General features: G+C 34.6%; 18 protein-coding genes. 7 read left to right on the forward strand and 11 right to left on the reverse strand.

Going from position 1 to position 24,280, the window contains the following annotated elements; all coding sequences use genetic code 11:
• Positions 1–60: 60 nt before the first annotated feature.
• The 5 genes from ACNFIH_RS03135 (at position 61) to ACNFIH_RS03155 (ending at position 7,821) form a co-directional block, all read left to right on the forward strand.
• The gene (locus ACNFIH_RS03135) at positions 61–1,539 is read left to right on the forward strand and encodes an ankyrin repeat domain-containing protein (RefSeq protein ID WP_426485454.1); all 1,479 of its coding nucleotides are present in this window, start codon (positions 61–63) and stop codon (positions 1,537–1,539) included.
• A 108-nt stretch (positions 1,540–1,647) separates the two neighbouring features.
• A complete protein-coding gene (locus ACNFIH_RS03140; RefSeq protein ID WP_426485455.1) occupies positions 1,648–2,130 on the forward strand; it encodes a DUF2271 domain-containing protein in 483 nt (160 codons plus the stop codon).
• Positions 2,131–2,178: 48 nt separating this feature from the next.
• Entirely contained in the window at positions 2,179–4,365 is a 2,187-nt protein-coding gene (locus tag ACNFIH_RS03145) for a PepSY domain-containing protein (protein WP_426485456.1), read from the forward strand.
• 12 nt (positions 4,366–4,377) lie between these two features.
• Positions 4,378–5,385 (forward strand): FAD:protein FMN transferase, encoded by a 1,008-nt coding sequence (locus tag ACNFIH_RS03150; protein ID WP_426485457.1) that lies wholly within the window; start codon positions 4,378–4,380, stop codon positions 5,383–5,385.
• Between the two features lie 87 nt (positions 5,386–5,472).
• Positions 5,473–7,821: a mechanosensitive ion channel family protein gene (locus ACNFIH_RS03155; protein WP_426485458.1), complete on the forward strand. Its 2,349-nt coding sequence runs from the start codon at positions 5,473–5,475 to the stop codon at positions 7,819–7,821.
• Positions 7,822–8,214: 393 nt separating this feature from the next.
• Here ACNFIH_RS03155 and ACNFIH_RS03160 read toward each other — a convergent pair whose 3' ends face one another.
• The 11 genes from ACNFIH_RS03160 to ACNFIH_RS03210 all read right to left on the reverse strand — a co-directional run bounded on the left by ACNFIH_RS03160 (position 8,215) and on the right by ACNFIH_RS03210 (position 22,221).
• Positions 8,215–9,249, reverse strand: coding sequence for a DUF2931 family protein (locus ACNFIH_RS03160; protein ID WP_426485459.1), 1,035 nt, complete (start codon positions 9,247–9,249; stop codon positions 8,215–8,217).
• A gap of 8 nt (positions 9,250–9,257) precedes the next feature.
• On the reverse strand, positions 9,258–9,536 hold the full coding sequence (locus ACNFIH_RS03165; protein ID WP_426485460.1) for a hypothetical protein: 279 nt from the start codon (positions 9,534–9,536) through the stop codon (positions 9,258–9,260).
• A gap of 258 nt (positions 9,537–9,794) precedes the next feature.
• Complete coding sequence (locus ACNFIH_RS03170; protein WP_426485461.1) at positions 9,795–10,766, reverse strand: DUF2931 family protein; 972 nt, start codon at positions 10,764–10,766, stop codon at positions 9,795–9,797.
• Positions 10,767–10,768: 2 nt separating this feature from the next.
• Positions 10,769–10,996 (reverse strand): hypothetical protein, encoded by a 228-nt coding sequence (locus ACNFIH_RS03175; RefSeq protein WP_426485462.1) that lies wholly within the window; start codon positions 10,994–10,996, stop codon positions 10,769–10,771.
• A gap of 85 nt (positions 10,997–11,081) precedes the next feature.
• Positions 11,082–12,101, reverse strand: coding sequence for a DUF2931 family protein (locus ACNFIH_RS03180; RefSeq protein ID WP_426485463.1), 1,020 nt, complete (start codon positions 12,099–12,101; stop codon positions 11,082–11,084).
• 58 nt (positions 12,102–12,159) lie between these two features.
• On the reverse strand, positions 12,160–13,851 hold the full coding sequence (locus ACNFIH_RS03185) for a phospholipase effector Tle1 domain-containing protein (RefSeq protein ID WP_426485464.1): 1,692 nt from the start codon (positions 13,849–13,851) through the stop codon (positions 12,160–12,162).
• Between the two features lie 3 nt (positions 13,852–13,854).
• Positions 13,855–15,663 (reverse strand): type VI secretion system Vgr family protein, encoded by a 1,809-nt coding sequence (locus ACNFIH_RS03190; RefSeq protein WP_426485465.1) that lies wholly within the window; start codon positions 15,661–15,663, stop codon positions 13,855–13,857.
• A gap of 181 nt (positions 15,664–15,844) precedes the next feature.
• Complete coding sequence (locus ACNFIH_RS03195; protein WP_426485466.1) at positions 15,845–16,288, reverse strand: hypothetical protein; 444 nt, start codon at positions 16,286–16,288, stop codon at positions 15,845–15,847.
• A 174-nt stretch (positions 16,289–16,462) separates the two neighbouring features.
• On the reverse strand, positions 16,463–17,869 hold the full coding sequence (locus ACNFIH_RS03200) for an efflux transporter outer membrane subunit (RefSeq protein WP_035644547.1): 1,407 nt from the start codon (positions 17,867–17,869) through the stop codon (positions 16,463–16,465).
• A 17-nt stretch (positions 17,870–17,886) separates the two neighbouring features.
• A complete protein-coding gene (locus ACNFIH_RS03205) occupies positions 17,887–21,051 on the reverse strand; it encodes an efflux RND transporter permease subunit (protein ID WP_426485467.1) in 3,165 nt (1,054 codons plus the stop codon).
• Between the two features lie 6 nt (positions 21,052–21,057).
• Positions 21,058–22,221: an efflux RND transporter periplasmic adaptor subunit gene (locus ACNFIH_RS03210; protein WP_426485468.1), complete on the reverse strand. Its 1,164-nt coding sequence runs from the start codon at positions 22,219–22,221 to the stop codon at positions 21,058–21,060.
• 268 nt (positions 22,222–22,489) lie between these two features.
• Here ACNFIH_RS03210 and ACNFIH_RS03215 point away from each other — a divergent pair, with 268 nt between their 5' ends.
• Both ACNFIH_RS03215 and ACNFIH_RS03220 read left to right on the forward strand, forming a co-directional pair.
• Complete coding sequence (locus ACNFIH_RS03215; RefSeq protein ID WP_426485469.1) at positions 22,490–23,533, forward strand: sensor histidine kinase; 1,044 nt, start codon at positions 22,490–22,492, stop codon at positions 23,531–23,533.
• The gene (locus ACNFIH_RS03220) at positions 23,533–24,264 is read left to right on the forward strand and encodes a LytR/AlgR family response regulator transcription factor (protein WP_035644559.1); all 732 of its coding nucleotides are present in this window, start codon (positions 23,533–23,535) and stop codon (positions 24,262–24,264) included. Before ACNFIH_RS03215 ends, ACNFIH_RS03220 begins: the two co-directional genes overlap by 1 nt.
• The last annotated feature ends 16 nt before the right edge of the window (positions 24,265–24,280 follow it).

A 24,280-nucleotide genomic window follows, 5' to 3' on the forward strand; every position in this document is an offset into this window, starting at 1 on the left:
ATGATTTTATCCAAAAGAATAGAAAAGTTTAACTAATTGAAAAACAACAAATACCAAAATATGAAAAGGAATATCTTTCTTTCTTTAGCATTAACTACTACTTTATTTGTTAATGCTCAGCAAAAAAACACATTATTAGAAGCTTCATTTTGGAAAACATCTCCAAATACAGAGACAGTTAAAGCTGAAATTGCAAAAGGAAACAATCCTGCAGAAGCTAATGCAAATGCTTTTGATGTTACAACATTAGCCATTAACAATGATGCACCTTTCGCAACTATAACATTCTTATTAGATCAGCCGGGAAATCCTATAAACAAATCGACACACGATAATCGTATTTATTTGCACTGGGCTGCTTACAGAGGCAATACCGAATTAGTAAACTATTTAATATCAAAAGGATCTGATGTTAATTTTGAAGACAGTCACGGAACTACACCACTTGTTTTTGCTGCTGGCAACGGACAATCTGATCCAGCGCTTTATGAAGCTTTTTTCAAAGCAGGAATCGATCCGAAGAAAAAATATAAAGACGGAGAAAACTTATTGCTTTTAGGTATTCCATCTGACAAAGATTTAAAACTTGCCGATTTTTTAACGACAAAAGGCTTATCTCTAAAAGATACTGATAAAAATGGCAGCACAGCATTTGATTATGCAGCCAGAACTGGAAATATTGTCCTTTTGAAAAAAATATTAGACAGAAAAGTAAAAGCTACTGACAATGCGCTTTTATTTGCGACACAAGGAAGCCGTAGAGAAACAACTTCGCTTGAAGCTTATAAATTTTTAGTTGAAGATTTAAAATTAAGGCCAACTGTAACTGGAAAATCTGGTGAAAATGTACTTCATTTATTGGCTGGAAAGCCAAATCAAAAAGAAATTATCGCTTATTTTCTTTCAAAAGGCGTTGATGCAAATAAAGTAAACAATGACGGAAATACACCATTTATGGTTGCTGCAGGCGCGAGAGAAAATGGCGCTTTAGAATTGTTATTACCAACGGCAAAAAACATCAATCTTCAAAATCCAAAAGGAGAATCGGCTTTAACAATGGCAGTAAAATCAGGAACTCCTGAGGCTGTTGCGCTTCTTTTAGGAAAAGGTGCTGATGTTAAAGTTCTTGATAAAGACGGAAATAATCTAGGTTTTTACTTAGTTCAAGCTTACAGACCAGACCCTAAACAAGATACTTTTGATGCTAAAGCAAAACTTTTACAAGAAAAAGGATTGAATCTTGCTACTCCACAAAAAGACGGAAGCACTTTATATCATTTTGCAGCCGCGAAAAACGATCTTTCTTTAATAAAAAAATTAGCTTCTTTAAATATTGATGTAAATGCAAAAAATAAAGACGGAATCACTGCACTTCATAAAGCTGCAATGGTTGCAAAAGATGACACTATCTTGAAATACTTGCTTTCTATCGGTGCTAAAAAAGAACTTACAACAGAATTTGACGAAAGCGCTTATGCTTTAGCAAAAGAAAATGAGTCTTTAACAAAACAAAACATATCAATCGAATTTTTAAAATAAATTTAAAAAGTTATGAATTATGAGTTATGAGTTTTGAGTTCAATTCGTAACTCACAATTCTTAACTCAAAACTCATAACTCATAACTCATAATTCATAATTGAAACACATGAAATCAATTCTAAAAATCGCACTTACAAGTGTTCTTATCTGCCTAATCTCTTTTCAGTCTAATGCACAAGCAAGTAAATATAAATGCATGCTTCAAATGGCAAATTATATGGGAGAAGGTGCCTATATTGTGGTTTCTTTAATCAATCCAAAAGGCGATTACGAGAAAACACTTTATGTTATGGGAGATGATAAAAAATGGTACAAATCATTAAAAGAATGGAACAAATTTCATACTGCAAAAGGCGATGATGTTAGCGCTATTTCAGGAGCGTCAGTTACTGGAGGAGACAGAAGTGTTACCACTTTCGAAATTGACGATTCAAAAATCAATAAAGGATACAAATTACGATTTGAATCGGCTGTTGAAGATCAAAAATATTATGTAACTGATTTAGAAATTCCATTGACAACAGCTGGTCTTGCTGATAAAACTGAAGGTAAAGGTTACATCAGATATGTAAGATTAAACAAAATTTAATACCTTACATTCCAGATTTATATTTGATTACCCTTTAGCTTATATTCAATGACTCTTTCTTTTTGGCGTTACACACACTTAGCCTTGGCTTTGTTTTCTTCTTTGTTTTTACTGCTGGCATCCGTTACAGGAATTATTTTAGCCGTAGATGCTGTACAGGAAAAAACTTTGCCGTACAAAACAGAAAATTTTGATACCTTAACTTTAGGTCAAACGCTTCCTGTTTTAAAAAAGAAATATGCTGAAATTACCGAATTAAGTGTCGATTACAATCAATTTGTAACGCTTCAGGCAATTGATGAAGATGGAAACGACATCAATGCTTACATTGACGCTAAAACAGGAAAAACATTAGGAACTCCTGCAAAAAAAAGCGAATTTATTCAATGGATTACAAGTCTTCACCGCTCTTTGTTTCTTCATGAAACGGGGCGTTTTTTTGTTGGTGTAATTTCGTTTTTATTATTCCTGATTGCAATTTCAGGTTTTATGCTTGTTTTGAGCCGCCAAAGAGGAATTCGTAATTTCTTTTCGAAAGTAATCAAAGAATATTTTGCGCAATATTATCACGTAATTTTTGGAAGATTAGCTTTAATTCCGATTTTAATTATTGCCCTAACCGGAACTTATCTCTCGCTCGAAAGATTTAATTTTTTCATGGGAGATGAAAAAGCAAAACCTGTAAAAACCGAACTTTCAGCAGAAGCCAAAAAAACTTCAATCTTTGAAAAAACACTTTTGAAAGATGTAAAGAAAATCGAATTTCCCTTTACAGATGATCCTGAAGAATATTATATCATTGAATTAAAAGACCGCGAAATTGAAGTGAATCAGGTTACAGGTGCTGTAATTACTGAAAAGCTTTCACCAATGTCAATTCAACTTGCGGCCTTGAGTCTTGATATTCATACAGGAAGAATAAATGCTATTTGGGCTGTTATTCTCGCAATTGCCTGCTTAAATATTCTGTTTTTCATTTATTCTGGTTTTGCAATAACTTTAAAAAGAAGATCAAGCCGAATCAAAAACAAATTCAAAGCTGCAGAAAGTTCTGTTATTCTTTTAGTTGGTTCTGAAAACGGAAGCACTTTACGTTTTGCGAATGCTATTCTGAAACAATTAATCGATCACGGGCATAAAGCGCATATATCTGAATTAAATAATTTTACTGTTTTTCCAAAAGCAGAGCATATTATAGTTTTTTCATCTACTCATGGTTTGGGTGATGCCCCATCTAATGGAGGGAAATTTGTTTCACTACTAAAAAAATACAATCAACAACAAAAAATCAATTTTTCTGTAGTTGGTTTTGGATCAAAATCGTATCCTGATTTTTGTGGATTTGCTATTGAAATCGATCAGCTTTTAGAACAACAAAATTGGGCAGAGCGCTTTTTAGAATTGCAAACTGTAAACGATAAATCAGCAACCGAATTTGTAGAATGGATTAAGTTATGGAGTACCAAAACTGGAATTTCATTATCGACAACGCCATCTGTTTATAATCATGTTCCAAAAGGATTACAGAAATTAATGGTTTTAGATAAAACTTTGGTTTCAGAATCGGAACAGACTTTTTTAGTGACTTTGCGAGCCAATATGAGAGCCAAATTTACTTCTGGAGATTTACTGGCAATTTATCCCGCAAATGACAGCAGAGAACGCCTCTACTCGATTGGAAATCATTCTGGAAACATACAATTGGTTGTCAAACTTCATCCGCACGGATTGGGATCTGGTTTCTTAAATAATTTAGAAGTTGGAAAAGTAATAAAAGCAAGAATTATCAATAATCACGCTTTTCATTTTCCGAAAAAAACTTCGAAAGTAGTAGCTTTAATTTCAAACGGTACCGGAATTGCACCATTTCTTGGAATGATCGAACAAAACAAGAAAAAAATCGAAACGCATTTGTATTCTGGATTCCGAATGGAAACGGAAATGGTTTCAGGCTACAAAAAATTTGCTTCGGAAATGATGGAGAAAAAACACCTTCATAATTTCCATTTGGCTTTATCGCGCGAAGCTGAACATTTTTACGTCATGGATTTAATTAAAAAAGATGCCAATTTCTTTGTTGATTTATTAAGAGAAAATGGTATTATCATGATTTGCGGTTCTCTTGCTATGCAAAAAGATGTTGAAACTATTTTAGATGAATTATGTCTTGCAAATGGACTGAAAAATGTATCCGAATATAAAAATAATAGGCAATTACTAACTGATTGCTATTAAAAAATTTATATCATGAAGCCTAAATTATTATATAGAATGCTATTGCTTCTTGCAATTTTATGCTTCTTTTCGGGCAATGCTCAGGTTTTGCGAAAAAGAACTACTCTTTTGATGGGCGGGCGTTTTGACATTACAATTGTAGCAAATGATTCATTAGCAGCAGAACAAAATATTGATTTGGTAATTGCAGAGATCTCGCGAATTGAAAATTTAATTTCCGATTGGAAACCAACTTCACAAGTTTCCGAGGTCAATCAAAACGCTGGAATAAAACCCATAAAAGTTGACCGGGAAGTTTTTGAACTTGCGCAAAGAGCCATTAAATTATCTGAAATAACCAACGGCGGATTTGATGTAAGTTTTGCAGCAATGGACAGAATCTGGAAATTTGACGGTTCAATGACTGAAATGCCTTCGGCGGAAGCCATAAAAAAATCGGTTGAGAAAGTTGGTTATAAAAACATTATTCTGGATAGCGTTCAATCGACAATATTTCTGAAATTAAAAGGAATGAAAATTGGTTTTGGCGCTTTAGGCGAAGGTTATGCGACAGATAAATGCCGTGATATGATGCTTGCAAAAGGAATTAAAGCCGGAATTATAAACGGTTCCGGAGATATGAGTACTTGGGGAAAACAGCCAAACGGAACATCTTGGAAAATTGGTATTACAAACCCATTTAATCCTGAAAAACTTCTTGCAGTTGTGCCACTTGAACAGCAAGCTGTTACTACTTCTGGCAGTTACGAAAAATTTGTCGTTTTTAATGGCAAACGTTATTCGCATATTATTAATCCTGCAACAGGTTATCCTGCAACCGGTTTATGCTCTGTTTCAGTTTTTGGCCCAAATGCCGAAACTGCGAACGGTTTAAGTACTTCGCTGATGGTTTTAGGACAAAAAGAAGGTTTGCTTTTGCTTCAAAATTTTCCTGATTACAGCTGCGTTATGATCACCGATAATGGAAAAGTTATCCAATCAAAAAACTTCCGCATTAAAAAATTCAAAGCTAAATTTTAGTTAAGTTTTTCCTTTATTTCCTTACTAATAGTAAGAAGTCGCTTAAAAAAATTTAAATTTGAAAACCCCTAAATTCATTCTTAAATTATGATTCAAAAAAGAAGTTACCTCTATTTATTTGCCTTATTAACTTTCTTATTTTTCGCGCCACACACCTACTCGCAAACTGATACGAAAAAGAAAGAAAGCCGTTCTAAATTATTCGAAGAAACTACTACAGACAGTGATTACTTAATGGCAATTGAAAAAGCCGGCGAAGTAATGGAATCTGCCTATAATGACGCCGATTTTGACAGCGCTTCTCACCATCTTTTTGGAGAAATCAAAAGAACGCAAAGTAAACTTGACCTTATTTTAGCAAGTTTAAAAGGAGCAAATCCTAATGTGCGTAATCAGCAAATGTATCATACGGTTCTAAAAGAGCTTCAATTGCAATTGGACGAGCAGAATACGGCTATTAATTTACGCAACCAAAATCTTGAAAAAATCAAAAGGCGATTTATAGATCTGCGCAAGGACAAAACTTTAACCGGACTTTTAAAAGATACAATTCGACGTAAACAGTTCAAAAAAGAATTTGCGAATCTTAAAAAAAGATATCTCGCCACTGACAGTTTAATGACCAAAAATCAAGGGATTTTAAACGCGAAGAAAAGATTGACGGTGCAAAGAAAAATTGCAGTTTCAAACGCTTTAATTACGGTAGAAAATAATCTGGAAAAGTCAGGAATTAGTATGCTGCATAAAGAATATCCTTTCTTGTGGAACATTAACGATTCAATTCCTAAAAAAACGGTCAAGCAAAATATTGGCGCTAAAATAGCCATTGAAGAAAATGTCGCCGCTTATTATCTCAGCTATCGCACCGGCGGTTTAATTACTTTGATTTTCTTTATAGGGCTTTTGTGTTGGTATATTTCCCGAAATTTAAAATATCTAAAAACCAACGGTTACGAAGAAAACCTCTCTCATTTTAATTTTAAATATTTAAACAGAGGCGTTCTGCTTCCGGCCATCGTAATTGGTCTTAATATTGCCGTTGTCAGCAATTTGTATGCTCCAGCGATGTTTTTAGAATTAATGCAGTTATTTCTACTCGGAATCCTGACTTTGTTGTTTAAAAATAAATGGTCGGTAAAATCGATGAAAAACTGGATCCTTCTTTTAGGATTGTTTTTTGCACTTTGCTTCCTCGACTTATTTATAGAAGTGGGATTATTACAGCGTTGTGCTTTTATCATCATTAATATTTTGGGAATTCGTTATGGTTTAATTCAAATTAAAACGATAAAAGATCAATTGTATATTAAAGGTTTCTTTAAGTGGGCTAGCATAATTTTTATTGGCTTAAATGGCTTGTCGATACTTTATAATTTGTTTGGAAGAGTTTCACTTTCCAATATGTTGAGCCTGACTGCTTTTATTTCGCTTACGCAGATTGTTGCTTTGAGTGTATTACTGAAAATAATTTTGGAAATCGTTATTTTACAGATTTATACAACAAGAATCAAACGTGGTTTCGAAAAGATTTTTGATCACGAAAGCTTATCTGATACATTAAAAAAACCGTTCATCATTGTAATCAGTTATATGTGGCTCGTGGTAATTGCATCCAATTTAAATGTTTGGGAATCGCTACGCACTTCTTTGGGTTCGTTGTTGAGTCATCCGAATACTATTGGAAGCATTACTTTTACTTTAGGAAATATCGTTTTGTTTTTCATTATCATCTGGATTGCGCATCTTTTACAAAAATATGTCGCTTACTTTTTCGGTGAAATCGATGATGAAAACGAAGAAAACGTCAACAAAAGACAACATTCTAAGTTATTAATTACCCGACTTATTGTTTTGATTGCTGGTTATCTTTTGGCCGTTGCGGCTTCAGGAATGCCATTGGATAAACTGAGTATTCTTTTAGGCGCACTTGGTGTTGGTGTTGGACTTGGACTTCAAAATGTAGTAAATAATTTTGTATCCGGAGTGATTTTAATTTTTGATAAACCAATTCAGATTGGAGATGTTATCGAAATTAGTTCAGAATCCGGCCGAGTGAAATCAATGGGATTACGAACTACCAAAATCAATGCGCCAAATGGTGCTGAAATCATTATTCCGAATGGAAATTTATTATCTCAAAACATCACCAACTGGACGTATACAGATAACTTTAAACTTGTTGAAATTTCAATCGAAATTAGTGACGACACAACTCCAGATGCTATAAATGCAATTGTAATGCAGGCGCTTGAAAGTCTTCCTCTAATTAATCTGGAAAAAGCACCTCAACTATATTACACTGCAATTTCAGACGGAAAATATAAACTGCTGATTAAATTCTGGTGCAGTATTTACCGTACCGAAGAAACTATTAGTAGTGCGCGTCAGGTTTTGTTCAGCAATTTTAAAGCAAAAGGATTGACCTTTTCTACTTAAAATTTTAGAATAGAATACATTAAAATCAAAAAACGTCCCGAAATTCGGGACGTTTTTCTTTATGATACTTAGAATAGGAATAGTTCAATGCTAAAAAATATTTTAGGATAAGACAACTTTGTGTTCACGAGCGAGATGCTCGCGGTAGCGAGTGAAAAAAAAGAGGAGAAATTTTTAAGTTTTCTACTCGTAATATATCAAATGTCGAAGCAGATGGAAGAATCATAACCAGACAAAATTTTCAATCATCAAGCGGAATCATATCAAAAATCATAGAATCAATAAATGACACAAAAAAAGAGTAATAATCTTATTTCGTTTTAATTTATTTTTCATCTTGCAAATAAAAAAAAACTTTCAAGATTTCACCTTAAAAGGCTTTCTTTCTACAAATTAATTGTCAATATTATTTCCCCTTGCGACTGGGGAAACATATATATAAGAAGGTAAAATCTTTAACGATCTTTTATCGTTTTTTAGCGTTGCACTTATACTGTCGTTGGAGTTATTTATCTTTAACTCTAACAATAATGGATTTGGTTCTTGCAAAATTTTTAGTTTTCTAAAGGCATTTAAAGTTTCATCACCATTAAAATAAAATTGAGATGAAAATTCCTTTTTACCATTACTCCATGATAAACGGAAACAATCAGGGATCTTATGGAAAATTGGTATTTTTTCAGGTTTCTTGCTTTTGAAATACCAATCTTTTTGATTAAAAAAAGTAAAATTGGAATCACTTAAATAAAATCCGTTCGGCAATTTAATTTCAATTCTGTAAGGATACTGCTCCATTACCAAAGCTACTTTTGTTGATATATCAATAGTTGAAGTAGAATCAATTTGGTCACTTTTATCAAAAATATGCCAGGTTTCATTTACTTCTTTAGCTTGGTAATTTCCAATTTTTAATTTATTTTCATCATTAGAAATCCATACTGCGAGTTTTCCATTAGGCATTATTTCAACTAAAAATCGAAGGATAACTTTGTTTGAATCTGCTCCAAAATAATTATCTCCATCTTGGTTCGTAGTCATTCTCAACTGTTTTGCTTTTTCCAAAATAATTTTATATGGCAAGATGAACTTCCCTTTATAGAACTTTCTTTCAATGTATGAAAACCAACTTATTGACAAACTATCAGGATAAAAGGCATTGCTTTGAAGATTAATGTGATTTATATTATCCCAGCCATCATCAATTATGTTTTCCTTTTGATCGTCATAATTCCAATCTTTGGCATGATGGAAATGACAGCTACTTATTTGAACCACATTTCCTTTGCTACTTAATACGCCACTGCCCCATTCAAACCTTTCATCAGCTTTATAATTGTATTTTTGAATAGTAATGGCAACTAAAATTAACAGTAACAAAATCGAAAGTAATCCGTTTATAATATCTTCGCTTTTGTTAAAATATTTCATAATTATAATTAATGTGAAAATGCTTTTCCTAATTGTGCTACATATAAAAAACCAACAAAAAAAAGTAAAAAAAGAATAGCGCAAACAATTATTATGACACCAATCGTCTTGCGATATTTTGTTTCCTGCGAACTAAAAAAATAAATCAACAGCATCAATATTGCAGTAGTAATAGGAGCTGTCAAAGTTTTTATAATTTCAGAATAGCTCTCTTGAGTATTGTCAAGATAAAACTGTAACGAAAAAGCAATAGCAGTTAATAAAAATAAGGTTACAAATACTTTCATTATGTTATTTTTAATTAAATCTTTAATATCCATAGACTATTTTTATGTTTTTTTTCTATGCAGGCGATAGCGCCACTTCCGTGCACATGACATTCAATTAAATCTTATTAAATCCTATTAAATACACTTTACGTTCACGAGCGAGACGCTCGCGCCAGCAGGGGGAAATCTAGGATTTTCAGAAGTAAATACAAGTTTCCAATTGTAACGCAGACTATAATTTGTGCAATAGCAGAGAATATACTTCCGTCAAGTAAATTAATACTTATTATTAAATTTAATTTTTGAATTTGTTTTCTTATTTATGAGTGAAGCTTTTACAAAATTATAACGATCGCTTAAATTTAATTCTAAAACCAGCAATTCTGATTTGCTACTTTCTTTTCTAAAAGCATTTAAAACTTCATCTTCATCAAAATAAAATTTTGTGGAGAATCTTTTTTTTCCATTTCCCCATTGCAAATTAATTTCTTTTGGCAGGAAATTAAAATTTAAGTTTTCTCTAAAATCATTTTCGCTAGAATACCATATGCTTTGATTATATAACTTAAAGTAGGAATTACTTAAGAGATATCCACTTGGTAATTTAATTTCTAATTTATAAAAATGTTGCTCCATTACTAAAGCAACTTTTTTAACGATATCAGCATCAGAAGTTTTGTTAGTTTGTGAATAATCATCAAGAATATTCCATGTTTCCTTTGTTTCTTTGGCTTTTAATGTGGTGATTTTCAGTTTCAGGTTTTTGTCTTTCTTGTCATACTTTTGTATCCAAAGTGATACTTTTCCTTTTGGTTCAACTTCAGCAACAATGTAAACATGATAATCATTTCTTGTACTATAAGTTATACCCAATTGCTTTGCCTTTTTCAAAATAGACTCGTAAGGCAAAGAAAAAAAACCAGAATAAAATTTTTGCTCGTTGTAAGAAAACCACTTTATAGATAAGCTGTCTGGAAGAAGAGTGTTTTTCTTTTCATTTTCAGAATTGTTTTTTGTCTCCCAACTATTCAGAATCATATTTTTATTAATTCTGTATGAATTTCCATTGAAGTAACAATCCGACACCTGCACAATATTTCCTGCACTGCTTACAACAGTAGTAGTCCAATCAAATCTTTCGAAAGGATTGAATAAATACATCTGTACGCCATTTGCAATTAATGTTCCTAACAGAATTACAAAAAGGATTTTATTTGTTAGGTCTTTAAATTTAACTTTTTTTTTCATAATTAATTTTTATAAGCACCTCCCAAAGCCATCCCATACAAAAAAAATGCACAATAAATACCTGAAATAATTGCGAAATAGATAAAGAATTTTTCTATAGCTTTTCCATATTCAGAATCATCCAGATGACAAATCCAAATAAGGAATAATAGTGCATTAATCATAATAGGAACTGTTAAACCAACAGTCTTTTCGGAATAACCATCATGATTAGAAAGGTAGAGTTGCATTGATATTCCTATTAGTATTAATAGTATGATGGTATTAGTTGATTTTTCCAAAATATTTTTTTTAAGATTTATGAAACCTATTTATTTATTTATAGGAATCATTAAATTCCCGTTTACTGTTAGGATAAATTCTAATGCTGTCAACTTCCAATTTTTTATTGTTTAATAAAACCTCCAGACTTGTGTTGTCTTTGGCAATTTTTATCTGAATTTCATTATCTCCTGAGAGCCCTTTAAAATGGCTGAAGATTTCGTCTTGGCTGAAGAAAATCCTGCCTTCAAATTTTTCTTTAACTCCGGTTTCCCAGAAAAACTGGAAGACGTTTGGCAGTGCCCTGTCTCTCATTTTGTTTTCCAGCAGCCATGGACGCATCATCTGGTCTTTTTCTCCATTGTAATATTCTGTATTTATTTTAAATAATCTGAAATTAGGATTCTCAGAGGTAATTACGGGTTTCCAATTGTATCGCAGACGAAACATATCCCATAAATCACAGGTAGCGTTTGGAATGGAAAATTCTTTTGCCAAATCATCAAAGCGGGCAGACGAAAAACGCCAGATATCTAAATATCTTTTTTTTGCCGATTCCAATTCTTTTGGGTCAGTTACTGCTTTAGCCTGATATCTGCCGATTTCTATCACCGTCAAGCCATAATTTACCCAAACCACCACCATGCCTTTTGGCGCAAAACCAAAAATAAGACTGGACATTCTATGGTATGAATTATAAGCCGCATCTGCATCACTCAATAAATCAGGATCACCTTCATATTTATATTCCTCGATTGTTTTATCTTTTGCTTCCCTCATTGCATAATTTCTCCTTACTAAATCTTTCATCCGCTCTACAGGAAAATCAATTTTTAACCTGTAAAAGGCATTGTCATAACCGGCATAATAGGTTATGTCTGCCCCTATGGGCGTACCATGCTGTTCCGTCCACATTCCTCCCGAATCTCCCCATGTACCTGAGGAACCTCCGTACGGCATGCCTGCAGGAATGCCTTCGAGGGTGACAATTTTGTCTTTTACCATGTCAACTCTATATTTATTTGCAGGATGGCACATTTCGGCATGCCACTCGGGTGTTTTTTCATTTTTCATATGGCAGCTGTTTATCTGTATGCCTATTAAAAAGCATAGTATTATTTTTATAGATCTATTACCCATTGTGTATTTCTCTTTTTCTGTATCGGCCTTCATAAGCGCCGTCTTTGGCAGGTGCCTGACTCTCGCGAGAACCAAGCCCCAGTTCGTTAGCTTTTACAGACCAGTGCAGATACTGGTTTCTTAATTTTTTTAGTACCTCTTCGTCAATATAATTCAGGTAAGATTTTCGTTTGAGTTTCGATAAATACTCTTTATTTATAGAATTTTTATCATACAGATCGCCATTATACATTTCGACATAGCTATTCCGCAAATCGTTACAGGCGTTTACATAATTATTTAAGTTATTGCTTACTGATTTGATAAATTCATCAATGATGGTATGTCTTTTTTCTAGATTTACATCATATTTTACATCAGCATCTTTAGAAAAGTGAAACATTAAATGCAGTGGAATCTGGTCGTAAGTATTATACAGATTTCGTGTTCCTACTACTGCATAAAATCGTTCTAAATCTTCTACAGATCCTTTTTTTATTTTATCGTCAATAGCAGATTTATGCACAACTCCAGCTTCAATTTGGTGTTTTTTATACCAGCCTTCGCTAATTACTATTTTTTTTAGTTTTTCAACTTCTTGATCAGAATGGTGAATCATTTTGTTGTAAAGCGATTCCCTTTTATAGTAAAGAGCCGAAACTTCTTTGGCATTGTTTATATAAGAGCCTCCAATATCTGAGTGCACCCCTGGCAAAGTAAGTTCTAAACCGTGTAGGCCAGCACTCTCTATATTAATTAAATCGAAGTTTTCGCGATATTCATCATCAGATGACAGCTGTAGAACAAAACGTGCTTTTTTAACGGCATCTAGATGCAAATCTATACTGTCGTTGCCATGATAAAGTCCATAAGAAGCCACAGTATCATAAAGCCCCACAAAATTGATCTCGATTTTTTTAATATTAAAATTCTCTTTTAACAGACAAGCGGCGAAGTAACCATGTTGGTCTAAAAGTGGATGATTAGATACAGTAATTATGTTAGTTTTACCCTCCGCCTCCTGAAGATATAATGGTGCCATTACCTTTACTTTATTATCAGGAAGCTGGCTGTATATAACAGCCGGACTATTGGCAATATGCAAAAAATGCCTGGCCGCGGTTGCGCCACGGCTAAAGCCATACACATTCAATTTTAAAACATCTATTTCTTTATCACTATACGGCGATAACGCTTCTGGAGCTTTTACGCATGCTTTTACCACTTTTGCCACTACACCGCGATGGCCCATACCAATAGCAACGTCTGGAAAAACATCATCGCTTTCCAAATCCTCGGTACCAATACCTTCTATATAAAGTCTCTTTTGAAAATCAGCAGTGGGATCTATTGCATCATAACCTCTTGCAACATTGGTATAATCGTTTTCAAAACTATCATCTTCCTTATTCCCTACTTTTAGATAAGCATCATGATCTTTTGAATCTGGTTTTTTAGCATCGGTATTGGTTTTATTATTCTGAGTGCCGTCAAAAAAAATATTTAAGCTTACATTAATAGTGTTATTTAATGAATCTTCAGGATGTAGAGGCTCATAATCTTTCTCAAAAATGCCTTCTTCGCCGCCATGCCAGCGGTTTTTGCCCATAGCATGAATCGTATAATCTCCATCTGTGGCACGCAAATCCATTTTTCCTGTTGTAGTGTTTGTCATTTCACCTTCAACAATTCTTAGAATACTCATGATTTATGAATTTATTGAGTTTTCGCCACTGTATTTATTCAAGTTTTTAGAAGCGTGCACGTTTATATGTTCTTCTGTGCTTATTAAGGAAGCTGTTTTGGCAATTTCCTTTCTTTCTCCTGTTTCAGATTCTCTATTCCCTTTTATAAATTCTGCAAAATTTCCAATTACTTTTATTGCAAAGTCAATTCCAATACTTAAAAATTTTGCACCTGCAATTGTCTCAGTATAATTACCTCCAATTGTATTTGTTTTATTAAGACCAACATTGGTATTCATATTCTGCCCAGCGTTTATATTGATGTTTTCCCCCGCATTTATAGTGAAATTCTTGGGTGCACTAGCCTCAATATTTCCCTGTCCATCCTGAAAAACTTTGCTTCCTGCTTTGTCTTCCGTCAGAATAGAACCATCAGCATCATTGATAATAATTTTGCATCCGCTTCGGGTTCTTATCGCTTTAATATCATTTTTTGGAGTATAATAACCTGATGATTCCTGCCCGTTATAATGCGCTCCCATAACATAAGGACACTGTGCATTTCCACCTTCAAAACCTACCAATACTTCCTCACCGATTTCTGGGATAAAATAAAATCCTTTTCCGACTCCGGTATGAGGCTGAATCATTCTCATCCATTGGCTTTTTGTACTTCCCATTCCCCAATAGAATTCAACTCTAACCCGTCCGAGTCCTTCAGGGTCGTTGTTGTCTTTTATTTTTGCCGGCTGGGTTTCTGCTTTAGCAAAAACTTTTGTATCTGTATAATGCGGAGCGGAGACATCGTCTGGAATTGCTTTGAATTTGCAGGTGTAATTGCCGTGTACTTCTGAGTGGTGTGTGGCTTCTATACAAACCAGATGACGTTCTGTATTTTCGTCTATAATAGTAAACATTTGCCCCAGTCCTAACGGAAAATAAGATATTCCGCTGTAATATACACTGTTTGCATCGCTTGCTGCAGTCTGCAGTGCAATCATTTCTTCAAGCTCATCTTTGTTTTGTGCATTGTTGGTATAGGCTCCAACAGCCAAATCAGGCTGAACAACGGTTCCTTGATTAAATCCAATATTTGACGCTAAACCGTCTTTACTTCCTGACGTGGTTCTGGCTGATGAATTTCGGATATTGGCTGCATCATGATAGTCATAACCACCCAGCGAAATTTTATGCGCACTCATATTGGCCTGTATGGTAAAGTCATGGAGTGATGCCCCGTTGATGAGTTTTATTTTTGTGTTTTTGATTTGCCCAAACTGCATGCGCATTCCGTCAAAATAAAACCACTGACCGTAACGCTGCGCCAATCTTTTGAGAAAATTGAAATTGGATTCGTTATATTGTGCCATATAACTGAATTCTTTCATATAGGTCGACCTGATAGCATCTCTCTGATAAAACTCGGTAGGGCCTTCAGACAAAAGATCCAGCACAATATCATCCATTCCTCTTTCCAGATAGGTTCTGGATTTTGGCATACCGTCAATAACAATGCTGTGGCTTATACCGCTCACGTGAAGTCCGACCGGGCTTCCATTCTTGTCTATCGAAGTCAGTCCGGTTATGATCCCTTTGCTCATCAGTTTGATTCCTGTAAGACTTTTGAAAGTAAAAATAACTTCATTTCCATTGTAGCTTTTCATTGCCTTGTCCTGCTCTGCAGCAGGTATGACTGTTTTTGCGTTATATTTCCAGACAAATGAAAAGTAATGATGATCTGCCATTTTTTGCGACAGCTTCAAATCATAATAAATAATGTTTTGGGTAAAGCCTCCAATTGTAATGTGAACCTGGTCTGAGAAATGTGCCATAGTTTTGATTCGAGTTTTAGTTAGTTAAATAAAAAATTAAAAATCTATTTAGTAAACCTATGCTAGCGAATCAAGAATTTAAACCTGATTAAGTCTTATTTACAACATAATAAGACACACTTTTTCAAAAAAAAAACGTCCCGAAATTCGGGACGTTTTTCTTTGTCATGTTTAAATTTGATTAATGGTGATCGTGGTTTTTATTTGAATGTTTGTCGTTTCCTTTATGTTTCCCGTTATTATGTTTCTCAGGTTTTTCACCTCTGTTTTTCTGAGGTTTTCCATGATATCCTTTTGGATATTCTGCTCTGTGTTTAGAATGATAAGTGTAAGGAGCATCTCCTCTGTAATCATTCAAAACCACTTTATAACCTGAATAAAGATCATAATTTCTGTATCTATCCGGAAGCCTTTTTGCGCGTACCCATCTTCCGTTATTATCTGAAATAAATACGCTTTGATTTATATCATAATAAACATCAATATCTGGCAAATAATAGTATCTGCTGTTATCATAACCAACTGGTCCCCAATTTGGAGGCGTTCCAATATTTACATTAACTGAAACCTGTGCCTGAGCAAAAATACTTGTAAAAAGCATTAAGGCGAATACTAACTTTTTCATCTTTTAAAATTTTAAATATTAATTACAGTAAATAGTAATCTAAAGTAATGCCAAAAATCGATTTAATTGCATTAATTATACAAAACCACCAAACCAATCGACGAAAAGTACTTCACAACCGATATACATTACTAAAAAAAAACATCTCATAATTTGAGATGTTTTTTTTCATTTTTATTTCCAACCGCCGCCTAAAGCTCGGTATAAATCAACAACAGCCTGCAGTTTTTGCAGATTATCATTTACACCGCTCAATTGTGCTGCCAAAAGGTTTTGTTCCGATGTTAAGACATCTGTATAATTCGTAGCCGAACTATATTCCAACAACTGTTTTGTATAATCAACCGCCTTTATTAAAGCTTCAATTTGTTTAGTTCTCGAATCTTCTTTTTCGGCCGCCATTTGATACGTGTACAAAGCATTCGAAACTTCCTGACCCGCTTTTAAAAGACTTTGCTGAAAATTATTGTAGGCCTGTACTTGTTGAGATTGTGTTGTAGTCAATCTCATTTTATTAACGCCTTGATTAAATATCGGCTGTGTTAATCCGCCTATTAACGAGTAAAATACTGAATTAGCAAAAAAGTCTTTTAATTCTAAATTCGAAAAACCACCACTCGCTGTAAGCGTCAAACTAGGATAAAAATACGTTTTAGCCATATTTGTCATTTCAAAAGCAGTTCTGAAATTAAATTCCGCTTGACGAACATCTGGACGATTCTCTAATAATTGCGAAGGCAATCCTAAAGCCAGTTTTTCAGGAACAATCTGTGAGCCTAATTCTCCTCTGTCTATTGGCCCTGGCGCTTGTCCCAGTAAAATATTTATTGCATTTTCAGTTTCGCGAATACTTTGTTTTAAATCTGGAATCAAAACTTCCGCCGCATGCTGATTGGCTTCACTCTGCACAACAGCCGCGCCTGTAACGATCGCACCTTCTTTTAAATCTTTGATTGTCTGAACGTTTTTGATTCGACTTTCTAGGGTTTCCTGAGTTATCGCCAATTGTTTGTCATAAGCTAATAATCGGAAATAATTATTAGCAATATCAGCAATCAATTGTGTTTGAACTGCCTGTTTCGCTGCATCTGAAGCTAAATATGTTGCCAATGCAGCTCTTTTTTTACTGCTTAATTTCCCCCAAATATCAGCTTCCCAAGAAGTGCTTAAACCTAATTTATACGTTGTTGTTAGCGTATTGATATTAATTCCTGCCGGAAAATTAAGTCCTGCTTCAGATTGTTTGGTATGTGTTGCATTTGCATCCAATTGCAAAGTTGGATAATACGCTAATTTACTCTGACGCAACGAAGCATTTGCCTGAACAATATTTTCAATTGCATTTTTAAGATTCAAGTTTTGATCAAGTCCTTTTTGAATCAAAGCATTTAGTTTTTCATCTTTAAAAACAGTCTGCCAAGGCATACTCGCAATTGTAGTCGAATCAGCAGATGTTTGATCTCTATATAACTTGTCTGTTGATAGCGTTGTGGGGCGTTCGTACTTTTTGGTAACAGAGCACGCACTTAAAAGTGCGGCTGTCATTACCAGTAAAATATATTTATTTGAACTATTTGTCATTTCTTTTGAATTAAATTTTATGCTTTATGAGCTTCTAATAAATGATCTTCGTCATCATCGTCATCATCATAACTTTCCTTTGCCGGACCGCTTACTTTTTCCTGTAATGTCTGGAAAATGATAAACAAAACCGGAATCACAAAAACTCCTAAAATGGTTCCAATCAACATTCCGCCAACCGCTCCTGTACCAATTGATTTGTTTCCTACCGCTCCGGCTCCAGACGCAAACATCAATGGCACAAGTCCGAGAATAAAGGCGAATGACGTCATCAAAATTGGTCGCAAACGTGCTACGGCTCCTTCAATTGCGGCTTGAACAATTGGCAAGCCTTTTCGCCTTCTGTCCAACGCAAATTCGACAATCAAAATACCGTTCTTGGCAAGCAATCCAATCAACATGATTAAGGAAATCTGCAGATAAATATTACTGTTCAATTTGAAAATAATCGAGAATAAATAAGCTCCCGCCAATCCAAACGGAATTGATAATAAAACGGCAAAAGGCAAAATATAACTTTCATATTGTGCACTCAACAAGAAATAAACAAACACCAAACATAGAATAAAAATGAAAATCGTTTCACTTCCTGAAGCTAATTCTTCACGTGTTAATCCTGAAAATTCATATCCATAACCTGCTGGAAGATTTTCGGCAGCCACTTCCTGAATGGCTTTAATTGCATCTCCTGAACTGTAACCCGGTTTTGGCGCTCCAGTAATCGAAATAGACGTAAATAAGTTGAATCTTGAAATCGATTCGGGTCCAAAAACTCTCGTCATATTAACAAACTCAGTAATTGGCGCCATTGTTCCGGCATTATTACGAACGAAGATTTTATTCAAGCCTTCTGTATTTGTACGAAATTCTGGAGAAGCCTGAATCATAACACGATATTGTTTTCCAAATTTATTGAAATTCGATGCATACAATCCGCCATAATAACCTTGCATGGTTGACAGAATCGTGTTTACAGAAACTCCTGCATCTTTGGCTTTCGCCAAATTAATATCCATCATATACTGAGGAAAACCAGGGTTAAATGGCGTTGTGGCATATTGAATTTCCGGACGTTCTGATAATTTTGCTAAAAATTCATTATTGACTTTATAGAATTCGGCAGTCGTATGTCCGCCTTTATCTTGCAACTGGAATTCAAATCCACCACTTTGTCCAAAACCTTGAATCGTTGGAGGCGAAATAAAAAATATATTCGCTTCACGAATACCACTTGTTTTCGCAAAAAGCTGCCCGATTACATCATCAACACTTAAGTCACGTTCGTCCCATGGTTTCAATTTCACAATAACCATACTGTAAGCACTTCCCGCTCCTGCTGTAAAGTTTTGTCCAACAATTCGAAGTGTATTTTTTACTCCCGGAATCGTCTTTGCAATACTGTCTACTCTTTTAGCGATAATATCAGAACGCTCCATAGAAGCTGATGGTGGCAAACTAATATTAGCAAAAACAGTTCCCTGATCTTCCGAAGGAACGAAAGCCGATGGAGTGGTTTTCATCATATAAAATAAAGACAAACCGGCAATAATAATTGCAGCTAATGCAATCCATTTTTTTACAGAAAGAAAACTTACTGAACGTTTGTATCTTTCGGTTACATTATCAAACGCAACGTTAAATGAAGTATAAAAACGCTGTAAATAACTTTTATGTTTATGATCATCTGCATGCGGTTTAAGCAAAAGCGCACATAATGCCGGACTGAGCGTCAAGGCGTTTACCGCCGAAAGGATAATCGCCACAGCCAATGTAATACCAAATTGTTTGTAGAAAACCCCTGTTGATCCATTAATGAAAGTAACCGGAATAAATACGGCTGCCATTACCAACGTAATCGAAATAATCGCTCCAGAAATTTCGTCCATTGCGTGAATGGTCGCTTTTTTAGCCGATTTATATCCGTGATCGAGTTTGGCGTGAACCGCCTCGACGACCACAATCGCATCATCGACGACAATACCAATGGCGAGAACCATCGCAAAAAGCGTCAATAAATTGATTGTAAATCCGAATAAATTCAGGAAGAAAAATGTTCCCACAATCGCAACCGGAACCGCAATCGCCGGAATTAAAGTCGATCTGAAATCCTGAAGGAAAATAAATACTACAATGAAAACCAATATAAAAGCTTCAATCAACGTATGAATTACTTTCTCTATCGAAGCATCCAAATTTTCGTTGACATCTACCATAATGGTATATTTCATTCCTTTCGGAAAACTCTTCGCTGCTTCTTCAATTAACTTTTTAGAATTGATAATTACGTCACGCGCATTTGAACCTGGAGTTTGGCTGATTGCCATTGCTGCCGATTCTACACCATTTGTTTTAATTGTTGAAGAATAACTTAACGATCCTAACTCGACTTTAGCTACATCTTTAAGTCGCAACATTTGTCCGTTCCCAACCGATTTGATAATTATATTTTCAAATTCCTGAGCGCTGGTTAAACGTCCTTTGTATTTAATTACATATTGAAACGCCTGATTTCCGTTTTCTCCAAATTTACCTGGAGCCGCTTCGATATTCTGCTCTGCCAAAGCTGCTGAAATATCACTCGGAATCAATTTGTATTGTTGCATTACATCTGGTTTCAGCCAGATTCTCATCGAATAATCTTTTGCACCAAAAACGGTTACATCTCCTACTCCAACGACACGCTGAATTTGAGGAACCAAATTGATCTTCGCATAATTTTGAAGGAATGTCTGATCGTACGCTTTATTATCACTGTATAAAGAGAAAATCAGCAAGTTACTACTCTGGCTTTTGGTTACCGTAACACCTGCCTGAGTTACCTCAACAGGCAATAAACTTGTCGCTCTTGAAACCCTATTTTGCACGTTTACCGCCGCTAAATCAGGGTTTGTACCTACTTTAAAGAAAATTTTGATCGAAGCATTTCCATCATTTGTGGCTGTAGAAGTCATGTACGTCATGTTTTCTACACCATTAATCTGTTCTTCCAATGGAATTACGATACTTTTCAGTACCACATCGGCATTGGCACCTGTATAACTCGCTGAAACATTTACTGTTGGCGGTGCAATATCTGGATATTGAGATATAGGCAACTCAATTAATCCTAAAACACCCAAAATAACAATAATAACAGATATTACTGTTGAGAGTACAGGTCGTTGTATGAATTTTTTAAACATTTGTTTTTATTTTAAATCGGCGTAAACTTTATCTGAAGATTGATTTTGGCTTTTAATTTCTGTTCCGTCTTTAAGTGTTGCCACTCCTTCCAGAACAATTTGATCTCCTGCCTGTAAACCGCTTGTTACCACATAATAATTTCCTGCGCTGTTGTCTAAAATGGTAATATTGGTACTTTTTGTTTTACCATCTTTTCCAACAGTTACTGCAAATATTTTATCCTGAAGTTCATAAGTTGCGGTTTGCGGAATAATTAGAGCTTCTTTTACTTCATTCGGAATACGAACGGTTGTACTGCTTCCGCTTCTAATAATACTTTTGGGATTGGCAAAACGCGCTCTAAAAGTAACCGAACCCGTTTCAGTATTAATTAAACCATTTACCGTTTCAACTCGGCCTTTTTCTGAATAAGGTGTTCCGTCAGAAAGCACTAATGAAACTGCAGGCATATTTTGGATTTTTTGTGCCAATGTCGTACCTGGCGTTTTGCTTTCTGTAAAATCTAAAAGTTTCTTTTCATTGATAGCAAAATAAGCATAAACATTTCCGATGCTAGAAACCGTAGTCAAAGGATCTGCGGTATTTGAACTTACCAAACTTCCTAAACGAAACGGAATTGAACCAACAACTCCATTCACCGGACTTGTTACAGTGGTATAACCTAAATTAGTTTTAGCATTAACTAAAGCTGCATTCGCCTGAGCCAAAGTTGCCATAGCCGATTCATAAGTATATTGCGCTGATTCTAAATCGTATTTACTGATAATTCCTTTTTCAACTAAAGGTCTCACTTTATTCACCGCCAGTTTTGCAGCACTTACTTCTGCCTGAGCGCTTTTAATACTGGCACTTGCGGTTCGAACTTGTTGTTCGTATTCTGGCGCGCTAATTTTAAACAATGGCTGTCCCACTTTTACAACAGCGCCTTCATCGACAAAAATCTTATCAATATAACCTTCAACTCTAGGACGAATTTCAATATTTTGTTGTCCTTGAATACTCGCAGGATAATCGCTGTATAATGTTGCAGATTCTGGCTGCAATGTCAGCGTTTTATACTCTTTTACCTGTGGCGCAGCGCCGGCCTGAGCCGATTTGTCATCTTTCTTACCGCAAGAGGCGATAATAACTGAGGCTGCGAAAATGCTTAAAAACGATTGCTTATTCATTGTGAAAATGTGTAATTATCTATTTATTAATAAGCAAAAGAACTAAAATTGAATGCGCAAAATTTTTCAAATAGACGAAGAGCAAAAGACAATCGATAGAAATAGCCTGACACCCGACGGATTTTTTTTCAGAATTAAACAAGCGTTTAATTTTTAGGCTCGTCGGCTGGAAAATGGTTTTTAATGGCTGTAAATGTATTTTGGGCGATTGGTTCTCAATCATATTCAAATAAAATGTAATATTGTCTTTAAAAAATCATAACTCATAATGGCTTCAAACATCTACAGACCTTATTTATTTATCGGACTGCACATTCTCGGGTGGCTTTTGTTGGGCTTTATCATGCTGTTTTACATCCCTTTAACATGGAATGTAATTCTTCCTGGCGTATTTTGGCTTTGGCAGATCATTGTATTGTTTTTGCTAATAGTCATTTTTTATACTAATGCCAAAGTCATAGTTCCAAAAACCATTATTAAAGACAATACGTCGCCATTTTTGCTGTGGACTTTTCTTGCCATCTGTGCTTTGCAATTCATAGCTTATTTTTATAACACACAAACCGATGTTCATACAAAAGTTAGTTTAGTTTTAGGCTTCAAAAAATACAGAAATCCTTATTTCGACAATTACGTTTTCATGCTTACTTTATTGGTTCTAGGAATAAGTACGAGCTGGGCAATGCTACAACATTGGCAAAAAGCCGCGCAGCACAAACAAAAATTGGAGCAGGATAAAACCATGGCCGAATTAGCAATGCTGAAGGCGCAAATTAATCCGCACTTTTTTTTCAATTCGCTAAATAGTATTTATTCGCTTACTTATACTGATATTGAAGATTCAAGAAATGCACTTCATACTTTAAGCCGAATGATGCGCTACCTACTTTATAGCACAGAAGAAACAACTTCTTTATTGAAAGAAGCCGAATTTATGAAAGATTTCATAGCACTTATGAAACTTCGGGCAAACAGCAAATTGACGATTATTACTGATATTCCTGAAAAATTGCACGATTATCCAATTGTTCCAATGTTATTGCTTCCTTTAGTTGAAAATGCTTTTAAACATGGAATTCACGCAACAGATAAAAGTGAGATTTACATTAAGCTGAGACAAAACGGAAGCAATCTTGATTTTGAAGTAGAAAATACTTATTTCGAAAAATCAGGAACAGCAGCCGAAGGCGGAATCGGTTTAACCAATACCAAACGACGACTTCATTTGATTTATCCGAATAAACATAGTTTGAAAGCCGGCGTTGCTGAAAATGGAAAATACAATGTAAAACTGCATCTAAATTTAGAATAATGATGATATTAAAATGTATAGCAGTTGACGATGAGCCACTGGCATTAAAACTTGTGGAAACCTTTATCCAACAAACGCCTTTTCTGGAATTGGCAGCAAGTTGCGATAATGCTGTAGAAGCAATGGGATTAATTAGAGAAAAACAGCCTGATATTGTCTTTTTAGATATCAATATGCCTAATTTAACTGGTATGGAACTTGCCCGACTTTTGCAGGATACTCCGGGATTAATGCCTAAAATAGTCTTTACAACCGCTTATAATCATTATGCTATTGAAGGTTACAAAGTAAATGCAGTTGATTATCTTTTAAAACCTTTTAGTTATGAAGAATTTCTGCGCGCAGCCAATAAAATTTTACAAATAACTGAAGAATCTTCAAATAACTTTCAGCCTATAACAGCCGATGATGAATTTATTTTTCTGAAAGTAGAATACAATTGGGTCCGAATTTCGCTGAAAGATATTTTATACATCGAAAGTTTGAAAGATTATGTAAAAGTGCATCTCGACGATTCGCAAAAAACGGTTCTTTCTTTAATTTCTTTAAAAGCTTTAGAAGAAAAACTTCCTTCTGCTAAATTTATGCGAATTCATCGTTCGTTCATAGTTTCGCTTGATAAAATAAGCGCCATCAGCAAACATTCTGTCTTTATCGGAAAAACCGAAATTTCAGTTGGAGAACAATATAAAGAACCCTTTAAAACCATCGTTGACAAATGGTTAAAATAAAATAGATTTTTAAATT

The organism is Flavobacterium sp. 2, from assembly GCF_049949195.1.
Taxonomy (GTDB): Bacteria; Bacteroidota; Bacteroidia; order Flavobacteriales; family Flavobacteriaceae; genus Flavobacterium.

Excerpts from the sequence above, each read along its gene's own strand:
- ACNFIH_RS03165 (WP_426485460.1), bottom strand. The coding sequence starts at position 9,536 with ATGAAAGTATTTGTAACCTTATTTTTATTAACTGCTATTGCTTTTTCG.
- ACNFIH_RS03170 (WP_426485461.1), bottom strand. The coding sequence starts at position 10,766 with ATGAAAAAAAAAGTTAAATTTAAAGACCTAACAAATAAAATCCTTTTT.
- ACNFIH_RS03190 (WP_426485465.1), bottom strand. The coding sequence starts at position 15,663 with ATGGCACATTTCTCAGACCAGGTTCACATTACAATTGGAGGCTTTACC.
- ACNFIH_RS03175 (WP_426485462.1), bottom strand. The coding sequence starts at position 10,996 with ATGCAACTCTACCTTTCTAATCATGATGGTTATTCCGAAAAGACTGTT.
- ACNFIH_RS03205 (WP_426485467.1), bottom strand. The coding sequence starts at position 21,051 with ATGTTTAAAAAATTCATACAACGACCTGTACTCTCAACAGTAATATCT.
- ACNFIH_RS03200 (WP_035644547.1), bottom strand. The coding sequence starts at position 17,869 with ATGACAAATAGTTCAAATAAATATATTTTACTGGTAATGACAGCCGCA.
- ACNFIH_RS03210 (WP_426485468.1), bottom strand. The coding sequence starts at position 22,221 with ATGAATAAGCAATCGTTTTTAAGCATTTTCGCAGCCTCAGTTATTATC.
- ACNFIH_RS03155 (WP_426485458.1), top strand. The coding sequence starts at position 5,473 with ATGATTCAAAAAAGAAGTTACCTCTATTTATTTGCCTTATTAACTTTC.
- ACNFIH_RS03140 (WP_426485455.1), top strand. The coding sequence starts at position 1,648 with ATGAAATCAATTCTAAAAATCGCACTTACAAGTGTTCTTATCTGCCTA.
- ACNFIH_RS03135 (WP_426485454.1), top strand. The coding sequence starts at position 61 with ATGAAAAGGAATATCTTTCTTTCTTTAGCATTAACTACTACTTTATTT.
- ACNFIH_RS03145 (WP_426485456.1), top strand. The coding sequence starts at position 2,179 with ATGACTCTTTCTTTTTGGCGTTACACACACTTAGCCTTGGCTTTGTTT.
- ACNFIH_RS03180 (WP_426485463.1), bottom strand. The coding sequence starts at position 12,101 with ATGAAAAATGAAAAAACACCCGAGTGGCATGCCGAAATGTGCCATCCT.
- ACNFIH_RS03150 (WP_426485457.1), top strand. The coding sequence starts at position 4,378 with ATGAAGCCTAAATTATTATATAGAATGCTATTGCTTCTTGCAATTTTA.
- ACNFIH_RS03195 (WP_426485466.1), bottom strand. The coding sequence starts at position 16,288 with ATGAAAAAGTTAGTATTCGCCTTAATGCTTTTTACAAGTATTTTTGCT.
- ACNFIH_RS03160 (WP_426485459.1), bottom strand. The coding sequence starts at position 9,249 with ATGAAATATTTTAACAAAAGCGAAGATATTATAAACGGATTACTTTCG.
- ACNFIH_RS03215 (WP_426485469.1), top strand. The coding sequence starts at position 22,490 with ATGGCTTCAAACATCTACAGACCTTATTTATTTATCGGACTGCACATT.
- ACNFIH_RS03185 (WP_426485464.1), bottom strand. The coding sequence starts at position 13,851 with ATGAGTATTCTAAGAATTGTTGAAGGTGAAATGACAAACACTACAACA.
- ACNFIH_RS03220 (WP_035644559.1), top strand. The coding sequence starts at position 23,533 with ATGATGATATTAAAATGTATAGCAGTTGACGATGAGCCACTGGCATTA.